This window comes from Erysipelotrichaceae bacterium 66202529 (assembly GCA_017161075.1).
Lineage (GTDB): Bacteria > Bacillota_I > Bacilli_A > Erysipelotrichales > Erysipelotrichaceae > Clostridium_AQ.
On record CP046174.1, the window covers coordinates 1,267,544 to 1,285,050 of the forward strand.

Genomic DNA, 17,507 nt, shown 5'->3' on the forward strand with positions numbered 1-17,507 from the left:
CACGACTATGAAAAAAACATTCGGCAGAGTAACTTTGCCTGGAGAAAGCAATTTTCTGGAAGAAACAAAAGATTTACTGGAGCGCTGGGGGGCGGATGCGATTCGTGACAGCGACGGTACAAAGCTTGATGAAGGAATACGCAATCTGAATGCGAAGATATATACCACATATTTCGTAGCCAGAGGGCACAATGAATTTGCCCAGCAGCACATGGAGGAATGTCAGCAGATCTACCTGATGAGCGCTTATACACTGGCAGTAAATGAAGATGTCCGCATTGCGTTTGCGGCAGAATACTTCAACCAGCAGGTCACGCCGGATTATGATCATGATCCCAAACAGTGGTGGGAAGTCATTGACCGTACCAGTGATACAGTAGTTGATCCTGCAAGCTGGGAGCTGGATCAAAAACAGAATGAAGTTATCATACATCATGCGAACCCGTTTCATGAGTATACGGTCAGCTTTCTTGCTTATATTCTCTGGGATCCTACGCAGATGTACAATCATATTACCAACGACTGGGGAGATAAGCCTCATGAGATACCGTTTGATGTCCGCAAGCCGTACAGTAGAAGCTATGTTGTTGATTACTTGAAAGACTGGCTGCAGGAGGAAGAGAATAAGCGCTGCGATGTTGTGCGCTTCACGACCTTCTTCTATCACTTCACGTTGATTTTCAATCAATATGCGAAGGAAAAATTTGTAGACTGGTGCGGCTATGGTGCTAGTGTCTCCACGGAAGCGATTCTTGCATTTGAACAGGAAAAGGGCTATCGCCTGCGGCCGGAAGTCTTTGTCCAGAACGGATATTATAATTCCACCTTCTGTGTTCCAACGAAGGAATATCAGGAATATATCGATTTTACACAGCGCTTTGTCAGCGAACGGGCAAAGGAGCTGGTAGATCTGGTGCATGAAGCCGGTAAGGAAGCGATGATGTTTCTCGGTGATAACTGGATCGGAACCGAGCCGTATGGAAAATACTTTCCTTCTATCGGTCTGGATGCCGTGGTTGGCAGTGTCGGAGGCGGTGCAACTCTGCGCCTGATTTCCGATATCCCTGGTGTGAAGTACCATGAAGGCAGATTCCTTCCGTATTTCTTCCCGGATACCTTCCATGAAGGCAATGATCCGGTGATCGAAGCGGTGGATAACTGGTTGAGTGCCAGACGTGCCATCATGCGTAAGCCAATCGATCGGATTGGATACGGCGGGTATCCGAGTCTTGCTTATAAATTTCCGAAATTTGTGGAATACATTGAAAAGGTTTGTGAGGAATTCCGTCAGATTTATGATATCGTGCATGATCAGATACCGTATTGCGGTCTAAAGGTTGCCATACTCAATCACTGGGGGGCGCTGCGCAGCTGGCATGCCTACATGGTGGCGCATGGACTGTACTGTAAGCAGATTTATTCTTATAACGGTATGCTGGAATCCCTGAGCGGTGCCAGCGTCGATGTTGTGTTCCTCAGCTTTGATGAGCTATTGGAGCAGGGGATTCCGTCAGATATTGATGTGATTATCAATGCTGGGGATGCCGGAACAGCCTTTTCCGGTGGTGATATCTGGAAAAATGAAAAGCTGGTCAGCATGCTGCGCGCATGGGTTTACGAAGGTCATGGTCTGGTTGGAATCGGTGAACCGACGGCCTATGAGCATGGTGGGCGCTTCTTCCAGCTGGCAGATGCCTTCGGTGTCGATAAGGAGCTGGGCTTCACCCTGCATACAGATAAATACTTCCATACACCGTGTGCTACTCACTTCATAACAGAGGATGTTGTGGAGCCTCTGGATTTCGGGGAGGGTATGAAAAATATTTATGCCCTGCATGAGGATACGGAGATCATCGCTTATAACAACGGTGAAGTAAATCTGGCAGCACATGCCTATGGAAATGGACGCTGTGTGTATATCGCAGGGCTACCTTACAGCACACAGAATACGAGAATCCTCCTGCGTGCACTGTATCATGCAGCAGGAAAAGAGGAAGCGTTCAAAAAATGGTATGCGGACAATCTGTACTGCGAGGTACATGCATATCCGCAGTCAAAGCAGTATGCAATTTTAAATAATACAAATGAAATCCAGGAAAGTGGTGTGTATGACGGAGAGGGTACTCTCAAACATGTGACACTGCAGCCTGGGGAAATACGATGGATGGTGATGAAATAATGGAAACCAATATTGTAAGGAATATCATCATGGCAGTTCTGTTCTTTGTGTTCCTTGGCATGATCGTCATCGGACAGAAAAGTGTCGGTCTTGGCAATCTGGGATTGGAGATTGCCGGACTCGCCGGACTGCTCGCAGAGCTTTATATCTACAATCGGAAGTATAAATAAGAAGGAGGAAGTAAAATGGCAGATTTATCATTAAGACATATCGATAAGATCTATGATAATAATGTACAGGCTGTCTTTGATTTCAATCTTGAAATCAAGGATAAGGAGTTTATTGTTTTCGTAGGCCCGTCCGGATGTGGAAAATCAACAACTCTGCGTATGATTGCAGGATTGGAGGATATCTCCGCCGGAGAGTTTTATATTGATGACAAGCTGATGAATGATGTGGAACCAAAGGATCGTGATATTGCCATGGTCTTTCAGTCCTACGCATTGTATCCGCATATGAGTGTCTATGACAATATGGCATTTGGTCTGAAGCTGAAAAAGACACCAAAGGAAGAAATTGACAAGCGTGTTCGTGATGCTGCACGGATTCTTGAAATTGAGGATTATCTAGATCGTAAGCCGAAGGCGTTATCCGGTGGACAGCGGCAGCGTGTTGCGCTGGGACGTGCAATCGTGCGAAATGCGAAGGTATTCCTGATGGATGAGCCGCTTTCCAATCTGGATGCCAAGCTGCGTGTACAGATGAGAAGTGAAATTATCAAGCTGCATGAGCGTATCAATGCAACAACGATTTATGTAACCCATGACCAGACGGAAGCGATGACTATGGCGGATCGTATTGTTGTCATGAAGGCAGGCTATATTCAGCAGATCGGCACACCGAAGGAAATCTATAACAATCCGAAGAACATGTTCGTTGCCGGCTTCCTTGGGGCACCTGCGACTAATTTCCTGCAGGGAACCTATGAAAAGGATTCGTTTATATGCAACGGACAGCGGATAGAGCTTCCGGATATGTTCCATGAGGCTATGAAGCCGTATGATGGAAAAGCAGTTGTTATGGGTATCCGTCCCGAGGATCTGCATGGGGAAGGAATTGTTGCGGAAACATATCCGACCTCCCATTTTATGTTTGATGTTGAGGTCAGCGAGCTTCTCGGTCATGAATTTATCCTGCATGGACGTTTTGGAAAACAGCGTCTGGAGGCAAAGGTCGCAGCTCGTATTGAAGCAAGACCACATGAGGATATTGAGCTGGCTATGGATCTTAGCAAGGTTCATTTCTTTGATAAGGAAACAGAGGAAACAATTATTTAGGTTCTTACATCCCGTAAGGGATGCAGGCATTCCATCTGTTTGCCGTAAAGCAATCGTCCCTCCTCTTTCAGATATGTTGAACGGCAAAGCCTCCCTCATGCTTAAAAACAGCACTAGCTGCCGCATGACAGGGAGGCGGTTGGAAATGCGTATAGAATTTAGGAGGAATTTCATTCTCCTACTCGAATTGGAAATCGTCAGTAACCGGTATTTCATCACAGATACCGGTATTTTTTTACTTTTCCACCATTTGTGGAAAACAGTGTGGAAAAGTGGAAAACCTCTTTATAAACGATATATATCATGGTATCCTAATAGCAGGAAGGTGATTATGTGGAAAAACTACCCCCATTAGCAAAGGTTTATGAGGCCTGCAGTGCACTGGCAGATGATCGCATCATCCTTAAGGAACAGGAAGCACTTGTAGATAGCAGTGACTATGCAAAGACGTATACGGTCAGATTTTATGATGATGAGGCTTCCAGCAATGATAATGCGACTGTTTGGCAGCATTATCCCGGCTATCCCATAATAGCACTCTGGATGAAAAAAGGCATACTTCCAATAAACACAAAGATATTACCGGCATTTGCTGGTGTCAACTGGAAAAAACGCAATACAGCACATAAAAACCGGTATGATGAGGTTATTGAAGAATTTCTTGCGGACTGCGAAGAGCAGGGATATGATGTGGAAGAAATCCGCAGGAGTATGCAGGAAATATTGGAGGCAGTAGCTCGGCTTCCCTATACAGTAAAGGGAAACAGAGCTCCGCTCATTCGTAAGTAAATGAAAACAGCAGCCAATGCAAGACTGCTGTTTTTATTTGTGATCCCTTACTGATGCGTTTCGAAATACAGTATTGCAGAATATAATGTTTGATATGATTGTATACAGATAATCCGCTTTGCTCTGTATGCTGTCGCATGAATTATATATTCTTGAGTTCAATCTGAAGCTGTGTAATATACTCCTCCTGTATCCGTGTTTCATGGGTATCAATAACGAAGAATTCCATCATATGGTTTCCTGTCACATATCCGTTTTCCTTACAATATTGCAGCATTTTATGCAGATGCTCATAGGATTTATCTCTTGCCCCCTGATAATACAGATTCAGATAGGTTCCTGCAGGCAGTGTGAATTCCCATTCCTGTAAGGATTCACCGGCAATAAAAACAGAGGTTGCATGAATCTGGTTATCGTCGGAAATCTTCAGAAAAAAGCCGGTGTTGAAATTAGCAATCGTATAAATGTTTTTTTCATATTCCTTAGAGAGCTTCATCAGCTGGTAATCCACATCATCGTGTACCGTATCTGTTTTTAGAGCCACACACTTGCGCTGCGGCAGCTTCAGCAATTCCATCGTTTCCATTGGCAGCTGCTGACAGGCCTTCAAGGAAGCCGAACGGTGTAGGATATCAATTTTCAACTGATACAGCTCCTCAATTTTTTTATTTATGATGCGTTCTTCCTCCTCCATAAATGCCAGGCTGTTGGCGATTGTTCGATTTTCCAGATATTCCCGAATACTTTGCATGGAAAATCCCAGGTTTCTAAGATCTCGGATCACATTTAGCCGGTGTATATCACTTGTTGTATACTGCCGGTAATTGTTTTTGTCACGCATAGGATGCAGAATACCAAGCTCCTCATAATATCGCAGAGCATCCTGTCCGATATTATATAATTTTGATATTTCGTTGATTTTATAGTATGTTTTCATAATTACCTCTTGACTCTGGTATTATACCAGGGTTTAAGATAAATATGCAAGTGAGGTTATATTATGAATCATAAAAAACAGTTTTTCAAATTTGTAATTCCCAGCGTGGTTTCCATGCTGGTGTTCAATCTGTATACGATGGTAGACGGCATTTATGTGGCCCGTTTTGTCGGTGAGCATGCATTGTCAGCCGTAAATATTTCCATGCCATATGTTAATTTTATCTTTGCCTTTTCCATTCTCTTCTCTGTTGGAACGAGTACGGTCGTAGCCATTTATCGTGGTGAAAACAATATGAGAAGCGCAAATGAAACATTTACGAGAAATACGATTTTTCTGACCGTCTGTGCCTTGATTATTACTTTTCTGGCACTGGTATTTCAAAATGAATTGGCACTGTTTCTAGGAGCCAGTGAAGCAACGCTTCCGTATGTTCATGATTATCTGGGGATTCTCATCTGGTTTACGTTTTTCTTTATCGTATCCTATTCTATGGAGGTGCTTGTTAAAACAGACGGATTTCCAAAGCTGGCAACCACTGCGGTAACGGTGGGAGCGATCACAAACATTGTGATGGATTATATTCTGGTTGTCCATGTTGGAATGGGGATTCGTGGTGCAGCGATTGCGACAGGCTTATCACAGGTATTAACATTCACTGTATTCACCCTTCATTTCCTGGGAAAAAAGGGAACCATTCACTGGTGTAAAACTACGATGGATTTGACCATCTACAAGCGGATCATACCGATTGGCACAGCAGATTTTATAACGGAGCTGTCTGCAGGTACTATTATTTTTCTGTTTAACCATGCGATTTTAAAGCATATCGGAGATAGCGGGGTCGTTACCTATACGGTTATAACTTATATTTATAATATCGTGATGATGACGTTTACCGGTATATCTCAGGGAATGCAGCCGCTTGTCAGCTTTTACAGAGGACGCAAAGAGGAACGAGTATGCCGTCTGTTTCTGCACTATGCCCTGATTTCCACACTGGTCATGTCAATTATAGCATTGGCGGTATGTCTGATTATGACACCTGTGCTCGTATCCATATTTATTGATTCCTCACGTACCGTCCTGTACAATGATACCATTCATGCCTTTCGGATATATTCTCTTTGTTATCTGGTAATCGGCTACAATATCGTATGCAGCGGTTATTTTGCGGCTGTGGAAAAAAGCAGATACTCGTTCACGATTTCACTGCTTCGCGGGTTTGTCTTTATCGCTGCTTCCATATGGATCATGGGCGAGCTGTTTCAGGGAGAGGGAATCTGGTATGCGACGCTGGTATGTGAAAGCAGTACACTCCTGGTCAGCATCGGATGTATGCTTCGCAGCAGGAAAAAAACACAGGTATCTTCACAACAGGTAGTGCAGCAGGTGTAAACTAAAAAAGCGGGTTATATGGCAATCCCGCTTTTCTATTCCACTTCTGCACACTTCAAATCCTCCAGAAGATAAAACAGACGCACCTTATCTTTCTCCGACAATTCAATTTTTGGATTGTACAGATAATGCTGTAAGACATCCGCATCCTTCAGGAGCTCAGACATCGGCCCGTCATGCCGCGTCATTTTATCAGAATGCACGGAAATCATATGTGTCAGTATCCGGATTTCCTCCTCACTGAATACCTCCAGCTTTTCCAGCAATCCCTTTGCATACTCCGCACTTCGCTGTGCATGACCTGCATGCGGACAATTCAATGCGTAAAGTGAAATATCGTGCAGCATGGCAGCGATACAGCACAGCTCCACATCCAGCTTTCGAATGGTTGCCAGCATGGCAGCTGCCTGTGCCACTCCGTATGTGTGGATATAGGCGAACTTGCGTTCCTCCTCCTTGTTGAGTTTCTGAATGATAGCGTCGCTCTGTTCACGAATAAGCTCTAATCGATCCATGACATCACATCCTTTCCTCTATTGTATCATTTCCGTACAGGATATGCACAGTCAAAAAAAAGGATCATGCACAAGGTCATGATCCAAGAACGGTTTTTCTTACGCTACAGTTACGTTAGCAGCCTGCTGTCCACGATCGCTTTCAACAACGTCGAAGTTTACAGCCTGTCCTTCTTCCAGTGTACGGAATCCGTCGCTCTGGATGCTTGAGTAATGAACGAAGATGTCCTTACCATCATCAGAAGTGATGAATCCATAACCCTTTTCTGCATTAAACCATTTTACTTTACCTGTACTCATTTTAGTACCTCCTATACGTGTGTCAATAAGAAGCCCTCCAATGTATAAAAAAATCACAAAACTGGATATTCGTACATTGAAACACATAAATACAATTCCAGACTTGTGAAATCATAATTATTGCTTTTTATTACCCTTAAACAATATCACTTTCAAATCCGAAAGTCAATCATTATTTTGCTAATTCGTATGGATTTATTTTCAGTCTTTTGATGATTCGTGTTTTTTTGTGTAAGCTGTTTCAGATTTAATCCATTTGGGGTATAATATAGGCATACAAGAAAAGAAACGGAGGAATGTTTATGATCATACAGGATGAAATGCTGCGGTGTGCAATCGCCAGAACCCTGCAGATCGAGGAAGCGGATATCACAGAGGAAAAGCTGAATGAGCTGACAACTCTGTCTGCCAGAAGCAGCGGGATTATATCTCTGGAAGGACTGCAATATGCAACTAATCTGAGTTATCTGGATCTTTGCGGAAATGCTATTGAGGATCTGACACCGATCCGTGATCTTCGTGAAATCGAAGTTTTGAATCTGTCGAAAAATATGCTGCGTGACATTCAGGCACTGCGGGAATTCCGTCAGCTGCTGCGGCTGGATATCTCACGCAACAATCTGTATACGATGGATATCAGTGCATTGGCCGGAATGATCAATCTGGAGGAGCTGAATCTGGAGCGTAGCAAGGTGGATAACCTTGTCTATCTGGAAAATGTCAAGAAACTGAAAAAGCTGTATGTCGGTATCGAAAACGGGCCGTTCCCGCTCAGTATTCTTGGAATGCTGGATGAGTTAAAAGAGCTTCATATGAATAAGATGTGGCTGTATGATATTGCCGATCTCACATATCTCAAGCATATTGAGGTACTGGATTTATCAACAAACCTGTTTTCTGATTTATCTCCGTTGCAGTATATGAAGGATACGCTGCGCAGTCTGAATATCTCAAACAATGAATATTTAACGGATTTAAGCATTTTAGCGGAATTTCCTAATCTGGAGGTTCTTGATATATCCTTTGACCATATAAAGGATTTCACATTTCTGAAAAAGCTGAAAAATCTGAAGGATTTGCGGGCAACACAAAGTGGCTTGTGTGATCTGCGGAATCTGAAGGGTTTAATCCAGATGGAAAAGCTGGATATCAGTGAAAACCGGGTACAGCATACGGAAATTCTGAAGGAAATGAAGCTGCTGCGTTATTTCAAGGCAAGCTGCTGTTTCCTGCATGATATTGATTTCCTCAAGAATGCCAAGGATCTGGTAGAGCTGAACGTATTCAACAATCACATTACACATATCGAGGTTCTTAAGGGCTGTGAGCATATGACAACACTGGATGTCGGCAATAATGATATCCGCAATATTGATTCACTGGAGGATATGATCAATCTGGAATGCCTTGGGTTATCGCATAATAATATTTCAGATTTATCACCATTAAAGGATTTAACAAACCTCAGCACGATTGATTTATATAATAATGTCATTACCGATCTGTCACCACTGAAAAAGCTGATCAATTTAAGCTCTCTGCGACTGGATCACAATGGCGTGATGGATCTGTCTCCTTTGGAGGAATGCATCTATCTGAGCTCCTTAACCCTGAAAGCGAACTATGTTACGGATGTGACACCGCTAACGAAGCTGAAGAATCTGTATGAGCTTCGTCTGGATGAAAATCCGATTGAGGACATTACCGTTTTAGAGGATATGGAATACTACGATAAATTCTCTTATTGATCATAAAAGACCTGTATCACATATCGTATGTGTGACACAGGTTTTTTCATACGCTTTGCATATGGTACATAAGCGTTTTTAAGTATACCTTAAAAATGTCAATGAATACCATAGTCTTTAACAAATGCAGTGCAAGAGATCGTTAAATGCAAGCCGTTCTTCCAATGCTGTTTTAAGTATAATGTTTGAACAGGTTATGTATATGCAATACGCAAGTGTATTATTTGTGACAGCAGTTATTAGCGGCGTTGTATCGCGGTCACGTTATGCAATTTACAGGCGGTATACCCTTCTTCTGCCATTACCCATCTTGACCTTGTCCTGGGGGAAGGCTGTAAAATAGAGATAGTAAAAACAAGGAGGAAGCAGATGGAACAGAAAAAAATGGCAGAGCTGAATCAGCTCATAGAAAGCAGATATCGTAATATTGCCGGTATGAACATTATGAAAAATGGGAAGCTGGTATATGAGAAGTATTTTAACGGCTGTACATCACAAAGCACATTGCATGTATATTCTGTCACCAAAAGCATTGTATCCATATTGATTGGAATCGCAATGGATCAGGGCTATATAAAAGATGTGAATCAAAGAGTACTGGATTTTTTTCCGGAATATGCTGCAAAACGGCAGGATTCACAGATTGAGAACGTGACGCTGGAGGATATATTGACCATGCGGGCGGCATATAAATACCGGATACCGCCTTATATAAAATACTTTACAAGCGATGACTGGCTTACCTTTTCACTGAATCAGCTAAAGGGAAGGGGGAAGGATGGAGCATTTCGTTACACCCCTTTAATAGGGCCGGATATCCTGACCGGTATCCTGAGAAAGGCAACACAGCAATCCGTGTTGGATTTTGCACAGGAGAATCTGTTTACGCCGCTGGATATCAAGGTAAAGGGCAGTCTTGTTTTTCAAAGCAAGGAGGAACAGATGGCGTTCAATCAGGCAACGGATAGAAGCAGCTGGGCTGCGGATGCGCAGGGCTTACATGCTGCAGGCTGGGGATTGAGTCTGAGAGCCCGGGATATGGCAAGGCTGGGACAGCTGTATCTGAATGGCGGCATGTGGGACAGCAAGCAGCTTGTATCGCGTCACTGGGTACAGGATAGTACAACTGAGCATAACCGCTGGAAGCGGCAGAATTTGCCTTACGGCTATTTATGGTGGATTGATGAGAAAGAGCATAGCTTTGCGGCCATGGGGGATGGAGGCAACATCATTTATGTGAATCCAAAGGAACAGCTAGTCGTCTCACTGGTATGCATTTTTGAGCGAAATGTCAGGGATAGTATGGAGCTAATCAAGCAGTTTATTGAACCGTTATATTGTGATACACAAAAGAAATAGCAATAAAAAAGACGGTTAGATATCTATAAAGGAGATTTTATGGAATCATCAAAAATTGTTTTATTTTGGATGATTATTTCGTCAAGGATGACGTAATCAACGATATTTAAAAAAAGCGTGTGGAAATAGATCCGACTCTCCCCTATAGAAATAAACTTAATGAAAACGATATGGCATGGATCAGTCTTGAAACAGAACTCGCATATAATTTTGCTTTAGAAAAAAAGGTGATGTCTTATGGATCCTAAAGATTTTGAAAATTTCATGAGGAAGGATCAAAAACGAATTGCCTGGTTTCATGGCATTTTTATGCAAAGAGGTTGCTGCATCATCTTTTATGGATAACGATCAGTGCCCTAGTTCTTATCCTTCTAACCATTATCATCTTACAATTCTTATATGATCATATCCGTCTAACTTATCTTTTCCTTATTTTGCTTATCATTTTTATACTTGTCACTATATTATTTCAAAAAAAGAAGAAGAAAATAAGATGGACTGATAACATGCAAGTATGGACGAAAGTGATATTACGTAGTAAAATTTAAAAGATTAAAGAGGACAAATGCCCTACCTGGAAATTTGCCAGGTAAAAAGTATATACAAAGGTTTTAAATAGAGGTATTGGTATTGATACAGTAAGTAGATTTTGAGAAGGAGGTAGATGAAAATGGTTAAAAATATCGAAGATAGCGATTTTAATGTAGTGGTGTTTCAAGATGGAGAATTACAGATCGATGTAACTTTGAACCCAAAAGGAAATACCGTTTGGTTAAACAGGCAGCAAATTTCTGTTTTATTTGATAGAGATATAAAAACAATTGGTAAGCATATAAACAATATATTTAAAGAAAAAGAATTGGATAAAGATTCAGTTGTCGCAAAATTTGCGACAACTGCCACAGATGGTAAAGTGTATCAAGTAGATAACTATAATCTGGATGTTATCATATCTGTAGGGTATAGGGTAAAATCGCAACGCGGAATCCAATTTAGAAAATGGGCTACAAATATATTAAAGGATTACATGCTTAAAGGGTATGCTGTTAATGAAAAAAGACTGCAATATCTAAATAAAACGATACAATTACAATCTGGGATCATAGCAGGAATGGCTGGCATAGATGCAGACTCCGTACTCCAGGTCGTTGAAGAATATACTGCAGCATTGGCTTTATTGGATGATTACGATCATCAATGCTTAAAAAGGCCAGATGGAACCAAATGTGTTTATCAATTGACTTATGAAGAAAGTAGAGAATTTATTGACAAAATGAGCTTTGACTCAGATGTTTTCGGAGTAGAAAAAGAGCCTGGAAAAGTTGCCGGCATTTTGGCAGCTGTGTACCAGGAAGTATTTGGTCAAGAAATTTATCCTACGCTTGAAGAAAAAGCCGCAAATCTTTTGTATTTTCTTATTAAGGATCATCCTTTTGCAGACGGCTGCAAGCGTATATCAGCAGCATTATTTCTTGAATTTTTAAACAAGAATAATGCCCTGGTGCATAATGATGGTGAAAAAATCATAAGTGAGAGCGCATTAGTTGCCATCACTCTAATGGTAGCTGAATCAAACCCTGAGGAAAAGGAAATCATGATTTCATTGATTATGAATTTCCTTCAATAAAATCATGGCAAATTGTCATGTAGTATTCATCACTGTTCTTATTGGGGAAAAAGGAGGAAGAAGTATGGAGTATAAACAGAAATTGTAGGATTTATTTCCTTATACGAAAAAGAATGCGGACAAGTACACCCGGTATCCATATGGTGTATGTCAGCATTCTTTCTTTTTTGGGTACTATTCAGTAAATTTCATATCAAATAGAGCTTATTATGTTTAAATACTCTCATCATTGCATATCGCAGTATCAGTGTACCTTCATCAGCTCACAGAATTCATCCAGCGTCTTCGCAAAGAAGGTAAAGGCATCGTCATACACGCTGTCCTCTCTTGGATCTACACCTGCATGAATCAGCTCCTCTAACGGTGCTTCACTGCCGCCCTTTTTCAGAAACTCCAGATATTCCTTCGTATCACCAGCCAGAATCTTTTTCGCAAAGCTTAGTGCCACAGACATGCCGAGTGTGTATTTGTATACATAGAAATTGTAATAAAAGTGAGGGATATGATAACAGTGATAACGCTGCAGATCATCCACCTCCACTGCTTCTCCATAATAGTCCTTTGACAGCTTCATATAGAGTGAGGTCAGCTTTTGTGAAGAAACAGCCTCTCCGTTTTCCAGCATTTCATACAGCTGTTTTTCAAATTCCGCATACATTGGCTGACGGTACAGCGTGCCGACAAGCTGGTTTAACAGGTTGGATAGCAAATATGCCTTTTGCTTGTCACTGTCACTGTGATCCAGCAAATAGCGGTTTAATAAAACCTCATTCACGGTGGAAGCAACCTCCGCAACAAAGATAGTATACTGAGAAAGCATCGACCGGTTATGATGGCGGGAATACCAGGAATGCATAGAATGTCCAAGCTCATGAGCAAGGGTGCTGAGAGAAGGATAATCATTTGTGAAGTTCGTCAGTACATATGGACGGGAGTCGTATGTACCTCCGGAATAGGCTCCTCCCTGCTTACCAGCACAGGGCAGAAAATCAATCCAGCGCTCTGTTCTTGCCTGTTCAAGCAGCTGGATGTACTCTTTTCCAAGCGGTGCCAGTGCCTGCTTCAGGATATCAAAGCTTTCATCTATGGTATACGAAATGTCCACCGTATCCACAAGTGGTATCTGGATATCGTAAACATGCTGGATACCCAGACCGCTCACCTGCTTGCGTACGGCAAAATAGCGATGGATACCATCGATATATTTTTCATTTGCCATATACAGAACCTTATCAAATAAGGCCTTATCCACTCCGTCCTCAAACAGGGATGCATCCAGTGCACTTGGAAACTTACGCAGCTTCGCCTCGAAAATCTGACCGCGGGCATGACCGCTCAACAGATTCATAAATACATTTTCATAGGTCTTATAGGCAGTGAAGAAATGTTCAAAGGCTTCCTTTCTTACGTCCGGATTGCGGTTTTTAAGAAATTGCTGATACGTTCCATCGTTTAGAAATTCCTCCTTGCCATCCACATGTACCGGGGCAAAGAAAAGACGGAAGCTTTCAAAGGTTTCCTGCGGATTGCGGATCAGCTCCCCTGCCTGTGCGAGTAAGGCTTCCTGATCTTCACTTAGGCGGTGAGGAATGGTGCGGAAGACCTCCTCCATCGGATAGCGAAAGTCCCTGCAATCATCCTCCAACAGCCACTGTTCTATCTGTGTCCTGTTTTCAATCAGAAGCAGCGGCAGAGAGGACAGCGCTTTTTGTACCTGCTGGTACAGGGTATAGCTGCTTGCCAGATTTTCCTGATTCTGCATGTTCTTCGGATCAACATCACAGCTCATTTTCGCATAGCTGATCAGATTATCAAGATAGCGCTCCAGCGTTTCCTGATGCTCCATGAAGCTGATAAAATGTGCCTTGTCAACAGCCAGCTCCTGCAGCGAAGCACATAGCTGCTTCAATTCCTTTTCTGCATCCGCAAGCTGGGCTTCAAAAGCCGTTTGACTTTCAAAAAGAAAACGAAGATCCCAGGTCAGTTGCGAATCAAGCTCATTACGTTCCATATATAATCACCTCAGCTCTATTGTATGCCAAAGAAAAAGAAATCACAAGAAGGCCTGTGATTTCTTTGCTTTTGTTATTCTCCTGGCGTATGCTCTTACTCCACTTTTGGCTGGTGCGGAGGCTTTCTATGTGCTGTTTTCTTCCACGGCTTTTTTAACCTTAACTGCGGATGACGCTTATGATAAAGGAAAACCGCCAGAATAAGAACAAGAAGAAGCATCAGAACGATACATGGAATCAGGATATAGCGCATAATGTAGTTCTTACCGTTATGGGCTATCGTATTCACTTCAGTGAAATCCTGCTGTTCGCTGAGATTGCGCTGGGAGGTTGAGACCAACACATAGCTTCCCAGCTTTTCCGTTGTAAAGCGGATTCTGCTTTTGCTTTGCTCGGTAGGAATCTGATAGACGTCCTGATCATCGACATAATAGATAAGATAGCGCTTGTTTTTGCTGTCCTTAGGCTTTTTGATGGAGAATACGGCTTCCTGTTTCAGCTTCAAAGAGGAGAAATCATCTGTGCCGTCAATGGAGAAAGCCTCCTCCACTATTGTGCCGTTTGCCTTAGCGACTTTACTTGCAAGCTCCTTTCGTTCTGCATCAATGGTATCCTTCACCTTAACGACGATTGTTTTTGGCATCAGCTTATTGAGAAAGCTTGTTTCCTGTATCCGCGCTGTGGAAAGACCGGATATCTGTAAATCATGCTTACTATCCTTTATGATGACACTGTAGCGAGGCGTTAAATTTTCCTGCAGAATACGATCAATCAGGCGGATTTGTTCATTAGCAAGGGGTGTCAGCGGAAATGCGGTAACATCCTTTCGAAACTGTGTTAGCTCCTGCAGTGCTTCCTCATTCAATCCGGTTTTTCCATCATACAGCTTGATGATAGCCGCCGCACGCTGCTGCATGTTTTCCTGCTTTCGGGAAAGCTCATCACTAACCTGGATTTCATAATTCAGTGTACAGCCCGCATAGGTGACCTTTAAAGTCTTTGTCCCCGTTTTTTTACTTGAGAAGCCTTCCACCATGTCGGTGGTCATAGCTACCTCCTTACTGCTTCCATCTGCGAAATCCACACGGATTTTTCCTTTGCTGACATCCAGCGATTCATTGATATCATAGCTGGTCAGCGGCTTCTGAGTGAAAACGATTTGCTTGACTTCCTTATATTTGGCTTTGTAGGTCAGCGGCTCTGTGGCAGCCTCCAGCTTGATATCCCAGGAATCAAACAGGGCATGCTCCTTTACCGGGGCCTGTATGGTGGGAAGCTTACCGGTTTCCACCTGCATGGTGATGGTTTTATCTGTTGGATAGAAGGTACCTCCATTGGCATCGAAGGTGATATCAACATAGGATTTTTCCTGTATGCGTTTGCTGTTCAACACGCTGGCTACATCCTCTGCCTTGATAAAGCCATAGCTGTTTTTGAAATTGTAGGTACCATCGCTTTGCTTCTGCTTGCTGTCAAGGGAAGGATCGCTTTGTACACGGTACCAGCTTCCATCCTTGTTTTCGACCTTCTCCAGCAGGATCAATGCGGCATCGTATCCTTTTTTAATACGGTAAATGACATCGCTTTTCGTATCCGCATTCTTATAGATGCTGACACCAGAGCTTTTTACGATTCCCAATGCATAGCGATTGTGATCCTGATCCCCCATGGCATGATCCATTTCATAGAAATACTGGGCTGCTTTTTCTCCCCAGTAGGGATCGGAGGCATAGGATACATTCATGCCGCCTGCCTTGTTGCCAAAGAAGCCGCCATGAAATTGAAACTGCTCAGGATTCAAATACGCGTTTGATAAATAATGCAGAGCGTGAGAGTAGACGCTCCCGCTGATGCTTGTATAACGGGATGCATTCTCCTCTACTGCGGAATCATATGCGGCATGTCCAAAGAGATTGTTTCTGGTATACGCCAGATAGCTTCGACCGAGGGCGCTTTCATTCAGTGACAGCGACAGCATCATGAGTGCGTTGGCACCGAACTGGTTCTGATACTGAAAGAAGGCTGCTTCCCCCTGCAGCAGCAGAGATTGCGTCAGTATATCATGAATGTAATTATCTTTATCATAAAAGCCTGATATCGTGTGCTGCAAAGCCAGCGTGTTTTTCAGATAATCGTCCACATCCTCTTTTGTATAGGAGCTGGTGGAGCGATGATTCAGATACTGATAATAATTATAATAGGGTGCATTCGCATTTACTGCACGGGTATGCGTGTTATTTCGGTAGTCTTCCATCATCGCCGCGTAATCATCATAGAAATAATGGGTATCATAGCTATAGTAGGTCTTGTTTTCCGTTAGCTGCTGCGGTGCGCTGCCCAGCCGCAATACATTGTCATAGGCTGCTGTAGTGAGGCTTGCCTTCAGGTGATGCTGCAGGATACCATCCTTTACGGTAAAGGAGGAAACATTGGCTACCTGCTCGATGGGATGAATGGTGACATCCTCTGCATCCGCCCATCCAGTAACACCCGAAAGGCGGAATTTCACCTTCTGTGTTCCGGGATTGTATTCCAGAAAGGCGGCGTCGATGCCATAGCAGCCGTTGGTATAGCCGTTTTCCCCGTTTTCATCATTTGTATAGGTGATGTTTACGGTACAGTCCTTTGCTGTGGCAAATTCCACCACCCCCTGCTCCAGAGCGAGAAAGCTGCTGCCATAGGTGATGGCGAGATTGTCATAGCTTCGTTTCCGCAGGGTATACAGCACCTTGGCCTTCGCATAGGTGTCACAATCCTCCAATATAGTATAGGAACCATCCTTTTCCACACTGACGATATGATAGACTCCATCATCCTGCAGGGAATTCTCCCTCGCATATGCCGCAACAGGGGTGGCAGCCAGTAAAAGACTCAGTATCAGGATGTATCGTTTCTTTTTTAACATGTCCAAAACCTCCGCAATAGCTTCATTATATCGTACAATCGTGTGCGTGACATGTGAAAGTGCATAATTTTATAGAAATTGTAAGATTTCATTGAGATAAAAATGCAGAGGGTAAAGCAGTTGACAGGAAAAACAGCAGCTACTATAATAGTAACGTACCAGGACACCCCCTGGGGGAGGTAAACGATGAACGATGAGCGAAAGAAAGCACTACAGAATCTGAAGACGGCGCGCGGACAGATCGACGGTATTATCCGAATGATCGAAGAAGGGCGCTATTGCATTGATATATCGAATCAGATATCCGCATCTACGGCACTGCTGAAAAAGGCAAATAAGCATATTCTGAGCGGACATTTGCACAGCTGTGTGGTAAATGCCATAGAACAGCAGGATGCACAGGAAAAAATCAGCGAGATCGAAGCTGTACTTGCAGCTCTGTTGAAATAGAGTAAAGGAGA

At 42.9% G+C, this 17,507-nt stretch carries 13 protein-coding genes; 8 read left to right on the plus strand and 5 right to left on the minus strand.

All coding sequences use genetic code 11. From position 1 onward, the window contains the following. Positions 1–7: 7 nt before the first annotated feature. The 3 genes from gnpA to GKZ87_06015 all read left to right on the plus strand — a co-directional run bounded on the left by gnpA (position 8) and on the right by GKZ87_06015 (position 4,245). Positions 8–2,179 carry a 1,3-beta-galactosyl-N-acetylhexosamine phosphorylase gene (gene gnpA, locus GKZ87_06005; GenBank protein QSI25064.1) on the plus strand — a complete coding sequence of 724 codons (2,172 nt, stop codon included), beginning with the start codon at positions 8–10 and terminating at the stop codon, positions 2,177–2,179. Positions 2,180–2,364: 185 nt separating this feature from the next. Then, positions 2,365–3,456, plus strand: coding sequence for a sn-glycerol-3-phosphate ABC transporter ATP-binding protein UgpC (ugpC, locus tag GKZ87_06010; protein QSI25065.1), 1,092 nt, complete (start codon positions 2,365–2,367; stop codon positions 3,454–3,456). Between the two features lie 333 nt (positions 3,457–3,789). Next, entirely contained in the window at positions 3,790–4,245 is a 456-nt protein-coding gene (locus tag GKZ87_06015; GenBank protein QSI25066.1) for a hypothetical protein, read from the plus strand. Between the two features lie 142 nt (positions 4,246–4,387). On the opposite strand, the gene GKZ87_06020 is transcribed toward GKZ87_06015, so the two are convergent. Next, a complete protein-coding gene (locus tag GKZ87_06020) occupies positions 4,388–5,182 on the minus strand; it encodes a MerR family transcriptional regulator (protein QSI25067.1) in 795 nt (264 codons plus the stop codon). A gap of 63 nt (positions 5,183–5,245) precedes the next feature. On the opposite strand from GKZ87_06020, the gene GKZ87_06025 reads away from it, so the two are divergent. Next, entirely contained in the window at positions 5,246–6,580 is a 1,335-nt protein-coding gene (locus GKZ87_06025; protein ID QSI25068.1) for an MATE family efflux transporter, read from the plus strand. 35 nt (positions 6,581–6,615) lie between these two features. Here GKZ87_06025 and GKZ87_06030 read toward each other — a convergent pair whose 3' ends face one another. Both GKZ87_06030 and GKZ87_06035 read right to left on the minus strand, forming a co-directional pair. Continuing rightward, on the minus strand, positions 6,616–7,095 hold the full coding sequence (locus tag GKZ87_06030) for an HD domain-containing protein (GenBank protein ID QSI25069.1): 480 nt from the start codon (positions 7,093–7,095) through the stop codon (positions 6,616–6,618). 99 nt (positions 7,096–7,194) lie between these two features. Continuing rightward, positions 7,195–7,395 (minus strand): cold-shock protein, encoded by a 201-nt coding sequence (locus tag GKZ87_06035; protein QSI25070.1) that lies wholly within the window; start codon positions 7,393–7,395, stop codon positions 7,195–7,197. Between the two features lie 302 nt (positions 7,396–7,697). Between GKZ87_06035 and GKZ87_06040 the strand changes: the two genes are divergently transcribed. From GKZ87_06040 to GKZ87_06050, 3 genes are all read left to right on the plus strand, one after another. Next, positions 7,698–9,143, plus strand: a complete 1,446-nt coding sequence (locus tag GKZ87_06040; protein ID QSI25071.1) for a Rab family protein — start codon at positions 7,698–7,700, stop codon at positions 9,141–9,143. A gap of 369 nt (positions 9,144–9,512) precedes the next feature. Next, a complete protein-coding gene (locus tag GKZ87_06045) occupies positions 9,513–10,502 on the plus strand; it encodes a serine hydrolase (protein QSI25072.1) in 990 nt (329 codons plus the stop codon). 670 nt (positions 10,503–11,172) lie between these two features. Next, positions 11,173–12,129, plus strand: a complete 957-nt coding sequence (locus tag GKZ87_06050) for a phosphoribosylaminoimidazolesuccinocarboxamide synthase (protein ID QSI25073.1) — start codon at positions 11,173–11,175, stop codon at positions 12,127–12,129. A gap of 244 nt (positions 12,130–12,373) precedes the next feature. Here the strand turns inward: GKZ87_06050 and pepF are convergent, their stop codons facing one another. Next, the gene (pepF, locus tag GKZ87_06055; GenBank protein QSI25074.1) at positions 12,374–14,140 is read right to left on the minus strand and encodes an oligoendopeptidase F; all 1,767 of its coding nucleotides are present in this window, start codon (positions 14,138–14,140) and stop codon (positions 12,374–12,376) included. 95 nt (positions 14,141–14,235) lie between these two features. Then, positions 14,236–17,046, minus strand: coding sequence for a cell wall-binding protein (locus tag GKZ87_06060; GenBank protein QSI25075.1), 2,811 nt, complete (start codon positions 17,044–17,046; stop codon positions 14,236–14,238). A gap of 186 nt (positions 17,047–17,232) precedes the next feature. Between GKZ87_06060 and GKZ87_06065 the strand changes: the two genes are divergently transcribed. Beyond that, entirely contained in the window at positions 17,233–17,496 is a 264-nt protein-coding gene (locus tag GKZ87_06065; GenBank protein QSI25076.1) for a metal-sensing transcriptional repressor, read from the plus strand. The last annotated feature ends 11 nt before the right edge of the window (positions 17,497–17,507 follow it).